Source organism: Opitutus sp. (genome assembly GCA_024998815.1).
Taxonomy (GTDB): domain Bacteria; phylum Verrucomicrobiota; class Verrucomicrobiia; order Opitutales; family Opitutaceae; genus Rariglobus.
This window is the reverse complement of sequence record JACEUQ010000002.1, coordinates 650,736-666,926: the sequence shown is the minus strand read 5'-3', so window position 1 is coordinate 666,926 and position 16,191 is coordinate 650,736. Positions and strand designations below refer to the sequence as shown.

The 16,191-nt window shown below is 59.5% G+C and carries 9 protein-coding genes and 2 pseudogenes; 8 read left to right on the top strand and 3 right to left on the bottom strand.

Features of this window, described 5'->3' with window-relative positions:
- The first annotated feature begins 65 nt into the window (after positions 1-65).
- A complete protein-coding gene (locus H2170_10640) occupies positions 66-2,165 on the top strand; it encodes a response regulator (protein ID MCS6300536.1) in 2,100 nt (699 codons plus the stop codon).
- A 244-nt stretch (positions 2,166-2,409) separates the two neighbouring features.
- Here H2170_10640 and H2170_10635 read toward each other — a convergent pair whose 3' ends face one another.
- The 3 genes from H2170_10635 to H2170_10625 all read right to left on the bottom strand — a co-directional run bounded on the left by H2170_10635 (position 2,410) and on the right by H2170_10625 (position 6,674).
- Positions 2,410-3,618, bottom strand: a complete 1,209-nt coding sequence (locus tag H2170_10635; GenBank protein ID MCS6300535.1) for a chemotaxis protein — start codon at positions 3,616-3,618, stop codon at positions 2,410-2,412.
- Positions 3,619-4,442: 824 nt separating this feature from the next.
- Entirely contained in the window at positions 4,443-6,026 is a 1,584-nt protein-coding gene (locus H2170_10630; GenBank protein ID MCS6300534.1) for a hypothetical protein, read from the bottom strand.
- Positions 6,027-6,272: 246 nt separating this feature from the next.
- On the bottom strand, positions 6,273-6,674 hold the full coding sequence (locus H2170_10625) for an acyl-CoA thioesterase (protein MCS6300533.1): 402 nt from the start codon (positions 6,672-6,674) through the stop codon (positions 6,273-6,275).
- A 653-nt stretch (positions 6,675-7,327) separates the two neighbouring features.
- On the opposite strand from H2170_10625, the gene H2170_10620 reads away from it, so the two are divergent.
- From H2170_10620 to H2170_10590, 7 genes and pseudogenes are all read left to right on the top strand, one after another.
- On the top strand, positions 7,328-7,984 hold the full coding sequence (locus tag H2170_10620; GenBank protein ID MCS6300532.1) for a cytochrome c3 family protein: 657 nt from the start codon (positions 7,328-7,330) through the stop codon (positions 7,982-7,984).
- A gap of 8 nt (positions 7,985-7,992) precedes the next feature.
- Positions 7,993-11,418 (top strand): TAT-variant-translocated molybdopterin oxidoreductase, encoded by a 3,426-nt coding sequence (locus H2170_10615; GenBank protein ID MCS6300531.1) that lies wholly within the window; start codon positions 7,993-7,995, stop codon positions 11,416-11,418.
- Entirely contained in the window at positions 11,418-12,845 is a 1,428-nt protein-coding gene (gene nrfD / locus H2170_10610; GenBank protein MCS6300530.1) for a polysulfide reductase NrfD, read from the top strand. Before H2170_10615 ends, nrfD begins: the two co-directional genes overlap by 1 nt.
- Before the next feature lie 24 nt (positions 12,846-12,869).
- The gene (locus H2170_10605; protein MCS6300529.1) at positions 12,870-13,403 is read left to right on the top strand and encodes a DUF3341 domain-containing protein; all 534 of its coding nucleotides are present in this window, start codon (positions 12,870-12,872) and stop codon (positions 13,401-13,403) included.
- Between the two features lie 3 nt (positions 13,404-13,406).
- Positions 13,407-14,053 (top strand): annotated as a pseudogene (locus H2170_10600) (cytochrome c).
- Positions 14,050-15,328: pseudogene (locus H2170_10595) on the top strand (hypothetical protein). The pseudogenes H2170_10600 and H2170_10595 overlap by 4 nt, the downstream one beginning before the upstream one ends.
- A complete protein-coding gene (locus H2170_10590) occupies positions 15,321-15,626 on the top strand; it encodes a hypothetical protein (protein ID MCS6300528.1) in 306 nt (101 codons plus the stop codon). The pseudogene H2170_10595 and the gene H2170_10590 overlap by 8 nt, the downstream one beginning before the upstream one ends.
- The last annotated feature ends 565 nt before the right edge of the window (positions 15,627-16,191 follow it).

Here is a 16,191-nt window from a genome sequence, read left to right as displayed (position 1 = left end):
TAGTCGATAAATAAGGGGACGAGTCGGAGGGACGAACCCGGCCCACACGGAGGTCGTCCCTCCGTGTGGGCCAGCGCGGGATTTTTTACGGGAACGGGCTCGCGCAGGCGAACGGGTTCCCTTTTTTTCTCCTCATGCCTTTTTTCATTAAACAGCCGGAGAAGTCTTCGACTAATGTGTCGCCGCTGTTGGATTCCGCTTGGCTGGCCTTTCTCGATAATGCGCCGGCGATGATCTGGATCGGTGACCCACGGGGGCGGTTGATTCACCTCAATAACACCTGGTGCAAAGCCACCGGAATAGATATCGCACGTTATCAGGGAAATCATGTTTGGGATGTGGTCCATCCCGTCGATCGCGGGCGTCTTGCAGAGGCCGCTGATGCCTTTGCGGGGGAATCGATTTCTTATGAGTACCGGTTACGGCAAGCCGATGGCAGTTATCGCTGGGTGCATGAAAACGTGCGTATTTGGCGCGACGATCAGGGGATGACGTTGGGCTATATCGGCAGCGCCACGGACATCCAGGGGCAGCGCGATCAAGAGCAGTACTTGGCAATCATCGCCATGCGTCAGACCTCGCTCACGTACTTTAGCCGTTTGGTGGTGGAAGTGGCCTCGCCGGCGCAGGTCAATAGCGAGGCACTGCGTTTGTTTTGCGAGCATCTGGCGGTCCCGGCAGCCGTCCTGGTGATTCAGGCCGATGAAGGCGGTGCGCTTGGGGTTGCCGCAGTGCATGGACTCGACGAATCCACGCCGTTGCCGCAGCTCTCTGAACTTACGCCGACGGGCGACACGCTTGATTATCCCGAGGACGCGCAGTCATTCCCGCTGTTACATTCCTGGATGAGCGAAGCGGGTTGGAGCGAAGGGGTGGCGGTGCCGCTTGATCCGCAGGCGCCCCAGGTGGGGTGGATCATTGGCTTGCGCGCCGAGCCTGGTGCCGGCCCGATCGGGCCTCTGCATTACGCCCGCGATCTGGTGAGTATTTTGGCGATCACCCACGCCCGCCATCGCACGCAATGCAAGCAGCGCGAGGGCGAGGAGCGTGCCCTTCAATTACAAAAAATGGAGGCCGTGGGCCTGCTCGCTGGTGGTGTTGCCCACGATTTTAATAACCTGCTCACCGCCATTCGCTGCTTCGCCGAATTGTTGCGCGACGAACTTCAGGTGCCTGAACAGCAGGCTAAGGTGGACGACATCCTGCATGCCTCCAGTCGCGCGAGTCATCTGGTGCGGCAATTGGTGTCGTTTAGTCGCCAAGAGGTGTCTCAGCCCGAACCGGTCGATTTAAACTGCTTGGTTGATAGCTTGCGCGGGTTTGTCCGCTCGGTGCTCAGCGAACACATCCGCATTAACATCGAGCCCTGCGTCCAACCCGCTTGGTGTCGCGCCGAAAGTAAGCAACTTGAGCAGGTGATTTTTAATCTCTGTTTGAATGCTCGCGACGTGATGATCACCGAGGGCGTGCTCACGTTGCGCATAACCTGTGGAGAACAAGCGGGGCGCGATGGGCGCGGCGTGCGGCTGTCCGTTGCGGATACCGGTGGCGGCATACCCGAAGCGGTTCGCGCCAAGCTCTTTCAACCTTTCCACACGACCAAAGCACCCGGTCGAGGCACCGGGCTTGGGCTGGCCACCTCACTGGGAATTGTGCGCAGCTTTGGCGGTGATCTGACCTATGAGACCGAGCTGGGCAAGGGCACGGTTTTCCATATCGATCTGCCTGAAATCGCGGATCCGCTCGCTGGATACGACGAGGATGTGGCGACGGGCTCAGCGCCGATAGCGGGCGTGCGTATCCTGCTGGTTGAGGATGATGATCTGGTGCGTATGGTGACCCAGATGATGGCCACGTCTTTAGGGCATCACGTCACCGCGTATAGTGACAGCCGGGAAGCGTGTGCTTGGGCTGAGCAAAACGGCTTGGCCGATATTGACCTATTGGTGACTGATATCGTCATGCCCGGTTTGGACGGACACGGGCTTTCCACTCGCCTGCGGCAGATCAAGCCCTCGTTGAAAGTCTTCTACATGTCGGGCTACGTGGATGATCCGGCCACGATCGAGGCGATGGCGCAGCCGGGAATTTTCTTTCTGGCGAAGCCGTTCTCCAGTGATGAGTTCAGCCGCAAGCTGGCGGCCGCGTTGCAGGCCAGCGGGTGAGTGCGGGGTTGTCGGTGTAGATCGTCGGAGCAGGGGCCGAGGGATGGCCCACCTCCGTGTGGGCTGGGTCGAGCACGGACCGAAAAGTAGCGCAGACTTCCAGTCTGCTTCGGGGGGCGGAATGGAGTCGGCGCGGAGCAGACTGGAAGTCTGCGCTACTTTCGGCGGGAGCCCGGACGACACGGAGGTCGGTGCTCCGGGGAGGGGGCGAACGCTGCCCGCCTTCCCGCGGATCGTCGTGAGCCTAATCGCGGAAGCTCAACGACTCGGATCCAGAGGATTGCGAGGAATGGCTGGTGGAGTGGGTTTGGGCCTTTTTAACGGCGGGAACATGCCGGTCCGGTTTCATTGCGCTCGGGGCAGCAGGAACGTGCGTTTGGGCCTGTTGCGGCGCAGGTGTCACCTCGGTTTCAGTCGGTCGTGGCGGGTGCCCTGAGGCGGATTTAAGTCCTGCCAAGGCCGCCAGTTGATCGGCAGCTGCACTCAGCTCGGCTGATTGGGCATTGAGCTCTTCTGCCGACGATGCGGTTTCTTCCGCCCCAGCGGCGTTGGCCTGCGTGACTTTATCCATCTGGCTGATGGCATTGTTGATTTGCGCCAGGCCTTCGCTCTGTTCGTGGGAGGCGGTGGCGACTTCGGTAACGAGGCGGTCCACTTCGCGGTTCTTTTCCAGAATCTGCTGAAGCCCGGCTGCTACGCGCACGGTCAGTTCCACGCCCTGAGCGCTGCGAGCGGATGCGTCGGCGATTTTGTCGGCGGTTTCCTTGGCGGCCAGCGCCGAGCGCTGGGCGAGCGAGCGCACTTCGTCGGCCACCACCGCAAAGCCCGCTCCGGCCTCACCGGCACGGGCGGCTTCCACTGCGGCGTTGAGCGCCAAAATGTTGGTCTGGAAGGCGATTTCGTCGATGGTCTTGATGATCTTGGCGATGTCGTTGGAGGATTGCTGGATCGCATTCATGGCGGCTTGCAAACGCTCCATTTCGGCGGCACCGGATTCGGCGGCGCTGCGTGCTTGATTTGACGAGGCTTTGCCCGACTGGGCGTTCTCGGCGTTGCGTTTGGTCAGGCTGGAGAGCTCCTCGACAGAGGAGCTGATTTCCTCGAGCGAGGCGGCTTGTTCGCTGGCTCCTTCAGCGAGGGATTGGCTGGAGGCGGAAACTTCGCCTGCGGCAGCTGCTACTTGTGACGCGCCTTGGGTGATCGATTCGGTGGTCGCGGTGAGGACCCGGTTGATGCTGCGGATGATAAAGCCGGAGATGGCCAGCGCGAGTAGAAGAGCCCCGGCCAAGCCGCCGATGAGGATTTTTTCGGATTGTTCGACGTTGCTCACGATGCCGGTAATGTCGTCTATAAGGCGGGATTGGTTTAGTTGTCCCAAGGCATTGAGTTGGACGCTGATGTCGGCATAAACCGATTCCATCGTGCCGGCGGCCATCTCCTTGGCTTCGGCCATCTTGCCGGCGTTGCTGAGCTCCAAAACGGCGGTAAATTCTTTAACGAAGAGCGCCCGATCTTTGGTGAATTGATCGAATATGGAGCGGGCAGCAGGATCGGTGATCGATTGATCGTATTTAGTTATGAAGCCACTGATGATCTCGCGGTTTTTCGCTATTTGGGCGTTGATCTCGGCTTGTTCGGTGCCGCGAAGGTGTTTTTGGACCAACTTATAATTTTCACCGATCACCTTATTTATTTGGACGATAGCCAAGGGGCCGTTGACGAGGTCTTTTCCATTGAGGTTGACCTGATTGAGGGCCTTCAACGCGACAAGCCCGATGGCGGCGGTGAGAAGGCTTAAGGCAGCGAAGCCGATAGAAATACGGCGGCCAAGGGTGAGCTTTTTCATGATTTCAGGAGTGGTCGATTAAGGAGAAACGTACAGGCAGTGCCTTGAGGATGCCCTTATATCGTCCATAATCGTGGATACTTTAGCCGAACCGTTTTTTAGGGTGCGAACTCGGCGCATTTGAAATTCAGCTGTAGCCGCTTGAAGTAGCGCAGACTTCCAGTCTGCTCATCAGAAAAAGCAGGCTAGTAGGAGCCTCCTCGAAAAGCCTTTCGCAACGGGCGTATTCCCGCCCCGGCCGGCCACTGGGGACGCAAACAGCCCTGAACGGACTCGATTTACGTGTTCACGAAGGGGCGGCGGCCTAAAAACAGCCCCGGCCCCATCACTAAGGTCGCTTTTCCAACGGCGAAGTCCACGGCGGTTCGCTCCGGGGCTTTTACACCGAACTAATTGAGCCGATTTGGGTTAGCCGCGACGACCGAAACTACTCAGGCCGCCAAGGGCAGCGGCTTTTCCTGAGACTTCCTCGCGCGCACCAAAATCATCCGGTCAAAGTTGTGCGCGAGGATCTTCAGGGTCAGTTCGCTGCGCACCGCCGCCAACCCGCGACGACCCGGCCGGCCGAACCCGTGGTTGAACTTGAGCGTAAACATCAGCGACTCGATCGCGCTGCGCTCGGCGCGAAGCGTGATATAGTCTTGATGGTTCCATAGTTCCTCGCCGAGCAAGGCGCGCCCCTTGGCTCCGGAGATGCTCACCTTGGCCACCTTCAGCTCGTATGCCTGCGCCAGCCCTTCGGCGCTGGAGTAGCCGTCGTCGACGTTCGCGCTCGCCGGCACCAGGCCCGTGTTGGCGATATTCTGAATCAGCATGGGCACCAGTTGCTTGCAATCAGCCACGTTGCCCGCGTCGAGAATCAGCGCGGTGACAAAACCGGCGCGGCTACGGGCCAATTGCGGCTTGTAGCCAATCACCGGTTCCCGCCCGCCTTTTTCAATAAAAGCAGCACTGCGATCAGCCAGGCTGAGGACCCTTTCCCTCGACTTGGTCTTCACCCCATCGTGCACCCGCTCAAGGCTTTGCTGGATCGTCGTAACCACCGCGACCACGTCCCCGTGGATGCAGTCCAGTAGGTCTTCCGCGATCCGGCGCTTGGAGGGCCGCAGCTTGGCCAGTTTAACATTTGCTTCGGCCTCTGCGACTTCTACTTCGGTGAGCAACCTGCCGCCCAACTTGCAGGCTATTTGGTAAAACTGGTCGTAGAGCAGCCGGAGTTTTTGGGCTCGGCGGGGACCACTGCCCAGCAGGGCGATGGCGCGGGCGCTCTTTCGCAACTCCTCCAGCCAGTGGTCTTTGCAGCCAGCCTGCAGCGAGGTAAGCCCGACCTGGTCGAGCTTGCCGCCCAAGCGGTAGGCTCGCTCAAAGAGTCGATAAATGATACCGGAGTCTGTTGGCCAGCAACTGGATGCCTTGATCGCCGTGCTGTCCAGGGTGATATCGGTAAACGAATCGAGCCCTTCGGACAAAATACCGGCCAATTGGGCCCGGTGGATCAGGGCGAGAGTACTTTCACTCAGGCGATTTATCAGGGGGCCAACGGTATTAGGTGCAGGCAGCGTGTACCCCAAATCATCGAGCAAGGTGCGCAACGATGCCGATTCAAGCAGCACCATCCGGGGGCAGGCACCGTATTGCGACCCCAGGTAACCGGTGGCCATGGCCGTGATAAAAACCACAACAGCGGGGGTGCGCGGACGCCCTGCGGCGAGGAACTCGGCTTGCGTTTTTTCCGCCGTGCCTGACGCCGGCACGGCGAACAACGCCTCGGTCTGCGCCAGTTCGAACTCCCGGTCCTTCCGCCGTTCGCGCTTTTCCGCCATGGCGTGGGCGTCGAGATCGGCGGTCATGGCCACTTCGATTTCGGGGTGGGACCGCCAAAAGCGCTGTAATTGCAGTAAGAAATCACCAAAATCACTGCGCGCCGGGGTTGAAAAGAAGTCGCCGGAGGGATAAACGATCGATTCGTTACTTGATAATTTAACGCTGCTACTTATTTTGTTTCCTGTTTTCATGCAGTACAATACGGCACTTTTACGGAAAACTTAAATCACATAAGTTGTTTTTAATAAAAAACCCAAAAACCTTTTCGAGGAGGCTCTAGAAGCCTGCGCTACGTCGAGCCAATCTCGCCTATAACATTATTTGAAATGCTCTAGCGCGGACTCGCAGGTGCACCGGATTGCACGGGCTAGGGCGAGGAGTGGGGGAGGGGCCACCTGCTTGGGGGCTGAGCCAGCGTGAACGCTGCGCCGGTGGGATTACCCGAACACTCGATCCATCATCTGCACGAAGGCCGCTGGCGGACGCACGGGTTTACCAGAACGGTCGATAAACACGTGCAGGCTGGTGGCGGTGGCGATGAGCTCGTCGCCGCGATGCAGTTGGTACTCCATGCGGATGCGCAGGGATGGTTTTTCTTTTAAGACCGTGGTGATCACCACTTCGTCGTCGTATTTCGCCGGCCGAAGGTAACGCAGGCTGACCTCAACCACGGGCAGGAAAAAACCCTCAGCCTCAAGTACGCGGTAGGGGATGCCATGGTCTTTGAGCAGTTGGGTGCGCCCGATCTCCAGCCAGGGCAGATAACTGCCGTGATACACCACGCCCATCATGTCGGTTTCGGCGTAGCGGACTGAGACGGAGGCGCGTGAGGTGATCATGAAAAAAAGGAGCGAGAGCGGGAAAAGTGTAAAAACTCAGCCAATAAGGGCAGGGGGGACAAGGCTGTTTGCGGGGTTAAGCCGTTCGGCGGCAGGGGAGGGGAAGCTAAGTTTCTGGCGTAGGGCGGTGCTTTAGCCCGCTGTTTTATTACGCAACGAGCTGCCGGCTAAAGCACCGACCTACGTTCGTGCAGCCGATCCCAAAAAACGACGCGCTGGCGCAAAGTGAGGGCCGGGGAGCGGGCACGGGCAAAAGTAAGCGCACAACAAAAACGCATGATAAGCAGTAGCGTGGGTTAAGGGTGCGCAGTCTTATTCTCCCTGCTGATGACAGTGTTTAGTGGAATTTTTGTTTTACTTTGGAAAAAACGGTCCATTCCTTCGCCGACTGCTTCAGACTATCCAAAACCTTAACAACCTGTGAGCCACCAACACTCGCGAAAAAATTTCTTCGCCAAGTTGCTGGGCCTTTTCGCCGTCGCTGGCGTGGCCCCTAAACTCCTTGCCAAGTCCACCGTGTCATCTGCCGTTGCCGATCCGGTTCCTCCGGCTGCACCGTTCAAGGTGAGCGCAGACTCCCGCACCGTCGCCCGTTCGGGTGATGCGGTTTAACCCGACGCCCGTCTCACCCCGAGCGAAGATCCCATCGGACTATGTCTAAACTTTTCCCCAAATCGGCCAACAGGTTGCCGCTCCAGATTATCATTCTGGTGTTCATCGTCGGCAGCCTTGTGGCCGCCGGTACGACTTACTACGCGACCAATAGCTACATCAACGTGGGCTACGCCCCAGTGCAGCCTGTCCCGTTCAGCCACGCGCTGCACGCCGGTCAGTTGGGCATCGACTGCCGCTATTGCCACGTGGGCGTGGACAAGAGCGCGACCTCTTCGGTCCCGGCCGCGCAGACCTGCATGAACTGCCACAACCAGGTCAAGCCGGACAGCCCGCTTCTCCAGGTCGTGCGCGACAGCTACGCCTCTGGCGATCCCGTGCCTTGGGTGAAGATCCACCAGGCCCCCGACTACGTTTACTTCAACCACTCGGTGCACATCGCCCGCGGCGTCTCCTGCGTGGAGTGCCACGGCAAAATCAACGAGATGGACGTCGTCAGTCAGGCCAAGCCGCTCTCCATGGGCTTCTGCTTGGACTGCCACCGTGAGCCCGAAAAATTTGTACGTGACCCGAAACTCGTGACCAACCTCGACTGGAAGCACCCCGGTGGTGCCGCAGGCCAGCTCGAAGACGGCAAGAAGTTCGTCCACGACTGGAACATCAATCCCCCGAAAAGCTGCTCCGGCTGCCATCGCTGATACCGCTGATGAAACGCACATTTGAACATCCCGCTCCGTCCGCCAGCGAACTGACTGGTCCGAAATACTGGCGCAGCCTCGACGAACTCGCCGCCACCCCGGGCTTCGAGGCCCAGGCTGAACGCGAATTCCCCGCCGACGCCTCGAACCTGAACGGCGTTGATCGCCGTCATTTCTTCAAGCTCATGGCCGCCTCCTTCGCCCTCGGTGGCGTGGGCCTGGCCGCCGGTTGCCGCCGTCCGGAAAAGAACATCCTCCCTTACGGCAAGTCCGTCGAGGATGCCATCTCCGGCCTGCCGCTCTACTTCGCCTCGGCGATGCCGACGCGCCGTGGTGCTGTCCCAATTCTGGCCGAGACCCACGAGGGTCGCCCGACCAAGATCGAGGGTAACCCGACCTACGCGCCCTACGGCGGTGGTTCCAACGCCTTTGTTCAGGCCTCCGTTCTCGATCTCTACGATCCGGACCGCGCCACCGTCGCCACCGTTAAAGGTGCCGCCGTTTCCGCGGCCGCCGTGCAGGACTTGCTGGCCAAAATCGGCGCTGATGCCGCCGCCGCTTCTGGCGCTGGTCTCGCGTTCTTGGCAGGCCAATCCAGCTCGCCGACACGCGCCGCACTGGTCGCCAAGTTAAAGAAAAAGTTCCCCGCCGCGATCTGGGCCGAATACGAGGCCGGTCTGGATGAGGCTTCCGCTTCAGCCGCGCTCGCTGTCTTCAGCCAGAGCGTCAAGCCGCTCTACCAGTTCGCCAAGGCCAAGCGCATTGTCGCGATTGACGCCGATTTCTTCCAGACCGAGGCGCACTCGCTGGCCTACGCCCGCGATTTCGCCAAGGGCCGCAAGGTTGTCAGCAAGACCGACGCGATGAACCGCCTCTACTCGATCGAGAGCAGCTTCTCGCTCGTCGGATCGATGGCCGATCACCGCCTGCGTCTTGCCAGTAGCCACATGTTGGCCTTCACCGCCGCCCTCGCAGGCAAAGTGAGCGGAACCGAAACCTTCTCCGCGCTGGCTCAGGGCTTGACGTTCAAGGATCAAGACAAGTGGCTCGACGCCTGCGCCGCCGACCTGATCGCCCACAGGGGTGAGAGTGTGATCGTCGCCGGCAGCCACCTGCCGCCCCAGGTTCACGCCATCGTCTACGCCCTCAATGTTGCCCTCGGCAACGTGGGAAAAACGGTCGACTTCGTCGAGGTTCCCGCCAACACCGCCGCGACCATCTCGACCCTCGCCGCCGCCCTCAAGGCTGGTTCGGTCAAGTCGCTGGTTATCCTCGGCGGTAACCCCGTTTACGACGCTCCGGCCGACCTCGGTTTCGCCGAGTTGGTTAAAAACGTGCCCAACGTGGTGCGTTATGGCTACTACGTTGACGAGACCTCTGCGGTTTCCGGCACGCACATCCAGGCTGCCCACTACCTCGAGTCGTGGGGCGACGCCCGCACGGCTGACGGCACCATCGTGCCGGTCCAGCCGATGATTATGCCGCTGTTCAACGGCCTGACTGAGATCGAGGTGCTCGCCCGCATCGCCGGCGAGACCGTCACCGATCCTTACACCCAGGTTTACAACACCATCACGGGAATCATTGGCGGGGGTAACGCTGACCATGTGTTCCGCCAGTTCCTCCACGACGGCGTGTTGGTCGGTTCGGCTTACAAAAAGGCCGACGTGCGTTTCAACGCCACCGGTCTGGCCCCGCTGTTCGCCCTCGCACCCAGCTACAGTGCGCTCTCCGAGACCAACCTCGAAGTTCGCTTTACCTTCGACGCCAAGGTCGACGACGGCCGCTTTGCCAACAACGGCTGGCTCCAAGAGTGCCCGGACCCGATCACCAAGATCTCATGGGACAACGCCATCCTCGTCAGCCCGCGTTTGGCCAAGCACCTCGGCATCGATCCAGCCGGTTCGCTCCTGCAGGTCGCCCGCAAGGAAAACGCCAACTTCAAGCAGGGCAAAGAGCAGGCCTTCATCGGCGAAGTGACTGTTAACGGCGTCACTGTCCGCGGTCCGCTGCACATTCAGCCAGGTCTTTCTAACTACACGCTCGTCCTCCCGCTCGGTTACGGCCGCACGGTGTCCGGTCGAGTGGGCAAGGGCGTGGGCCACAACTTCTATCCCGCCCGCACCACCAGCACGCTCGGTTTTGCCACCGGCGCGACGATCAAGGTCACCAGCGACGTTTATGCCTTGGCCAACACCCAAGAGCATTGGTCGATGGAAGGCCGCGAAATCGTTCGCGAGTCGAATTTTGCTGAGGACGGTTCCACCGATCTCACCTTTGTTAACAAATTCGGCATCGAGTCCCACGCCCCGTCCAACTTGGGTGAGGCGGACTCGATCGAAGAGCTGGCCAAGCTCTCGCCCGAAGATCGCGCCAAGCGCAAGGCGATCATCGCCGGCCAGATCCCGCGCGGTCAGTCGCTCTACGATCACGAGCAGCTCTCCGGCGTGCACCAGTGGGGCATGTCGATCGACCTGAACACCTGCATCGGTTGCAACGCCTGCGTCGTTGCCTGCCAAGCCGAGAACAACATCCCGATCGTCGGCAAGGACCAGGTCATGCGCGGCCGCGAGATGCACTGGATTCGCTTGGACCGGTACTATTCCGACGGCCAGATCGAGGCCGCCGCATTCGGTGGCGAAGGCAACAAGATCCTCCCCGAGGATCCTCAGGTTTCGCTACAGCCCGTGGGTTGCCAACATTGCGAACTTGCCCCGTGCGAAATCGTCTGCCCGGTCAACGCCACCGTCCACGACGAGGAAGGCCTCAACACGATGGCCTACAACCGTTGCATCGGTACGCGTTATTGCGCGAATAACTGCCCCTACAAGGTGCGCCGCTTCAACTTCTTCGATTGGAACAAGCGTTCCATCGACGAGTTGTACATGGGGCCGCTCGGTCAGTCCGGCATGCCGGAGCTGGTCAAGATGGTCAAAAACCCCGACGTCACCGTGCGTATGCGCGGCGTGATGGAGAAGTGCACCTATTGCGTGCAACGCATCCAGCAGGCCAAGATCAAGCAGAAGGTGAAGGCCGGCGCTTCCGACAACGTGGCGATTCCCGATGGTACCATCCGCACGGCCTGCCAACAGGTTTGCCCTGCCGATGCCGTCACCTTCGGCAACATCAAGGATCCGACCAGCGCCGTCTCGAAGGCCAAGGCCCTCGAACAGGACTACGCGTTGCTCGGCTACCTCAACATCCGTCCTCGGACCACTTACCTCGGCAAACTGCGCAATCCGAACCCGGCTATGCCCGACTACGCCGCGCTCCCGCTCAGCCGCACCGAGTACGAGAAGAAGAACAACCCGCTCCACGGCAAGGAACCGGCGCACGGCCACGGTCACGACGACCACAGCCACGCTCCCGCCGCCGGGCATTCGGAGAAACACAGTGCCCTTCGTGGCAATAACCTCTTCGGGGGACTTAGCTAATGGCCTCTCACGCACACACATCAGCCGCTCAGCCGGCCATCCTCAACGAGGTTAATCCGACCCCGTTCCCCCGCGCCACTCTGGTTGAAAACAACCGGAGCTTCGGCTGGGTGACCGATAAGATCTGCGGCATCATCGAGGGCAAAACCCCCACCTGGTGGTGGGTTTGCTTCATCCTCGCCTGCTGCGTCGCCTCCTTCACCGTAGCCGGCATCACCTACCTCGTTGCCACGGGCGTCGGTGTTTGGGGCCACGCCAACCCGGTCAACTGGGCCTGGGACATCGTTAACTTCGTGTTCTGGATCGGTATCGGCCACGCCGGTACCTTGATCTCGGCGATCTTGTGCTTGTTGCGCCAAAAATGGCGCACCTCGATCAATCGTGCCGCCGAAGCCATGACGATTTTCGCCGTGGTCTGCGCCGGTATCTTCCCGGTGTTCCACGTCGGTCGCGTCTGGTTCGCCTGGTACCTGTTCCCGATCCCGAACAGCAACGCCATCTGGCAAAACTACCGTTCACCGCTGGAGTGGGACGTGTTCGCCGTCTCCACCTACGGTACCGTTTCGGTCCTGTTTTGGTACGTCGGTCTGTTGCCTGACTTGGCTGTCCTCCGTGACCGCTTCTTCAAGGCCGGCAATAAGGTGCGTTCGTTCTGCTACGGCTTTTTTGCCCTCGGCTGGCGCGGTTCCAACCGTCACTGGAGCAACTACGAGATGGCTTACCTCATCTTGGCCGGTATCTCGACCCCGCTGGTGTTGTCGGTGCACACGATCGTGTCGTTCGACTTCGCCGTGTCGCTGCTCCCGGGCTGGCATACCACCATCTTCCCTCCGTACTTCGTGGCTGGCGCGATCTTCTCCGGTTTCGGCATGGTGCTGACCCTGATGCTCCCGCTGCGCGCCATCTACGGCATGCAGGATCTGATCACCCAGTATCACATCGACTGTATGTGTAAGATCGTTTTGGCCACCGGCACCATCGTCGGTTACGCCTACGGCATGGAGTTCTTCATCGCCTGGTACGGCGCTAACCCCAACGAAGGTTTCGCCTTCATCAACCGCGCGTTTGGTCACTACGCATGGGCTTACTGGATCATGATCAGCTGCAACGTCATCACCCCGCAGTTCTTCTGGTTCAAGAAGGTCCGCGAAAACACCGCGCTGGTCTGGATCCTGTCGATTTTCGTCAACGTCGGTATGTGGTTCGAGCGCTTTGTGATCATCGTCACCTCGCTTGCTCGCGACTTCCTGCCGTCCTCGTGGGGTTACTACAGCCCCTCGATCGTCGAAATCTTCACCTTCTTCGGCACCTTCGGCGTGTTCAGCGTGCTGTTCCTCCTCTTCATCCGTTTCCTGCCCGTCATGCCCATGGCTGAGATCAAATCAGTCATGCCTCAGGCCGACGTTCACGGCAAAGACCACCACTAATTTAACGCCGACACATTTATTAACATGTCTGCCAAACCTTACGGCTTGATCGCCACCTTCGACACGACTCCGAGCGTTTACCACGCGGCGGAGCAGGTGCGCGACGCCGGCTACAAAAACTGGGACTGCATCACGCCGTTCCCGATCCACGGTCTCGACAAGGCCATGGGTTTGAAGCGCTCCAACGTTCCTAAGTTCTCGCTGTGCGGCGGTTTGCTCGGTTTTACCACCGGCATGTCGCTGATCTTCTACACCAGCTATATCAACTACCCGTTGGTGGTGGGCGGTAAGCCCTACTTCAGCCCACTGTTCGCCTTCCCGGTGTCATACGAGCTGACCATTCTCTTCACCGCGTTCGCCACCATCGGCGGCATGTTCTTCCTGAACGGCCTGCCGATGCATTACCACCCGGTGCTCAAGAGTGACAAAATCCTCTCCGGTATGGACGACAAATTTCACATCGTGATCGAGTCCGCCGACCCGAAATTCAACCTCGCCCTGACCAAGGCCTTGCTCGAGAAGGCCGGGGGCAAAGACATCCAGGAGCTGGAAGCCTGAGCCATGCGTTACGTTTATCTCACTCTCTTCTTCGTCGTCGTGCTCGGACTGTCCATTTTGGGCTTCCGCGGCTCGCTCTCGACTCGTTCACCCCTTGAGGTGTTCGACGACATGGACCACCAGGACAAGTACAAGGCGCAGGCCTCGTCCAAGTTCTTTGCCGATGGTCGTGCCGACCGCACGCGTATCCCCGGCACGGTGGCCTTTGGTCGCCGCTCCGATGCCCCTGACGCCACCTTCCTTAAGGCCGATTCCGCTCGGTTCGAGGGTAAGGACGCCAAGGGCGCTGGGTTGTTGCTTTCCCCTCCGCCATCACGGTGGACGCCAAGTTCTTGGAGCGCGGTCAGGATCGTTTCACGATCTATTGCGCTCCCTGCCATGGTGCAATCGGTGACGGTAACGGTATCACCAAACAGTACGGCATGGGTGCAACTCCCACCTTCCACGACGTCCGCCTGCGCACCATGACGGAAGGCGAGATTTTCAACACCATTACCCACGGTAAGGGCAACATGCTTTCCTACGCGGACAAACTGCCCGCCGATGATCGCTGGGCAGTTATCGCCTACGTGCGCGCCCTCCAGCGTGCAGCCCACTCCACCGCCGCGGACGTTCCTCCCGGTCACAAATCTGAGCTTGGTATCAAATGAGCACCCACGCTGCCACCGCTTCTGCGGCAATCCCTTCTGAAACCCCTTCGTCCTGTGCCTGCGCAAGCAAGTTTCTGGGCGTAGGTATCGCTGGTATCGTACTGACGATCATCGGCTTATTCGTGTCCAGTGGTAAGGCCGTTGCGCTTTCCTGGCTCATCGGCGTGTCCTTCTGGACCGCGATCGCTATCGGCATGCTGATGTTGGTGATGATCCACCACATCCTCGACGCCTCGTGGTCGGTGGTCCTTCGTCGCCAATTCGAGCATGGACTTGCCGCCTTCCCGTGGCTCGCCTTGTTGTTCACGCCCTTGGTCATCGTTTCTTGGACGGGCTCACACGACACCATCTGGAAGTGGATGAACCCCGATTACGTGCTGCTCAACGGCCACACGGTCGGCCACGATCCGCTCTACATTAAGAAGTCCAGTTTCCTGAACTTGGAGATGTTTCACCGCCATGACCGCGTTGTGCTTCGCCGCTTGGATCTGGCTTTCTGCCCGCCTGCGCAAAGCCTCGTTCAGCCAAGACGCCGATGGTGACCTCAAGTGGACGTTCATGAATCGCAAGACCGCCGCCTTCGGTTTGGCTGTTGGTGCGATCACCCTGTCACTTGCGGCCATTTACTGGATCAAGAGCTTGGAGTACCACTGGTTCTCCACCATGTACGGTGTGTGGTATTTTGCCAATTGCGTGCGTGGTGCGCTGGCGATCGGTGTGCTCATGCTGCTGGCGCTCTACAAGCGCGGCGACCTCAAAGGCATCTTAAACACCAATCACTTGCATTCCGTGGGCATGTTGATCTTCGCCTTCACCGTGTTCTGGGCCTACGTCACGTTCTCCCAGTACTTCCTGATCTGGAATGCCAACGTTCCTGAGGAAACGTTCTGGTACAACCTGCGCGAAATCACCCGCGCCGGCGAACCCAGCCAGTGGAAATACGTCGGTATGTTGATCCTGTTTGGCCACTTCCTGTTCCCGTTCCTGTTCCTGCTCTCGTACAAGAACAAGATCACCCACAGCCGCATTACCTTCATCGTCCGCTGGATACTCCTGATGATCGTGGTCGACTTGATCTACAACGTCGCTCCCGCGCTCAAGGACTCCCTCGGCGAGCCCTTGCCCTTCCTCTCGCTTAACCTGCTCTGGACGGCCACCTCGATCATCGGTGTCGGTGGCGTGTTCTTCTGGGCCTACCTGAAGAGCTTCCCCAAGACCAAACTCATCCCGATCCGCGACCCGCGTATCACTGAATGCCTCACCCATCATGAGTGATTCTCAAAAAACTCCTTCTGCTTCTTCCGGTACGTTGATCACGGTGGCCGCCGCCATCGGTGGCTTCGCGATCTTCGCACTGATCGTGTTCATTGCCTATCTGCCTAAAACGCCGGCTCCGCTGGCCGATGGCGTCCGCACTCCCGAGCAGCGCAAAGCCGCGCTCGCCGAGTTGCGCGCCAAAGAAAAGGCTGCCGCCACCACCTATGGCTGGGTTGACCAGCCCACGGGTGTGGTTCGCATCCCGATCTCCGAGGCCATCAACATCACGATCAAAGAGCTCAACGCCAAGAAGTAGATCTCCCGAAGGTAGGAAGCCCCTTTAACGTACCCATCGTTCGTCCATAAACGGGCTCCTACCATCCGATTCCAACACCCACCGATGGCCACTGATTCCCATAAACCAAAGCAGAAGAGCGACTGCGCATTGGCGCCTTCGTGCGATGCTTCCGTCATCGACGCCTCACTGCGTGCGCCGCTCACGGTGCTGATCACTTCGGCCCTAATTTGGCTGCTGGTGGCCAGCGCCTTGAGCGTGGTTGCCGCTTGGCAGCTGCACACGCCGTCGTTTTTTAATAATTGTGAATACGTTACTTATGGTCGTATTCAGCCGGCCCAAAGCAGCGTCTTCATCTACGGCTGGGGCTTTAACGCCGCTTTTGCGGTCAGCCTCTGGCTGATGGCGCGCCTGTCGCGTGGCGCACTCCCGGGTTGTGGGGTCCTCCTGCTGGGCACTGTTTTTTGGAATGTGGGTGTCACCCTGGGTACCGGTGGCATTTTGGCCGGTTTCTCGACCTCCATGGCTTCTTTGGAAATGCCCGGTTTCGCCACTCCGCTTCTTTGGGTGGCCTATGCGTTGATCG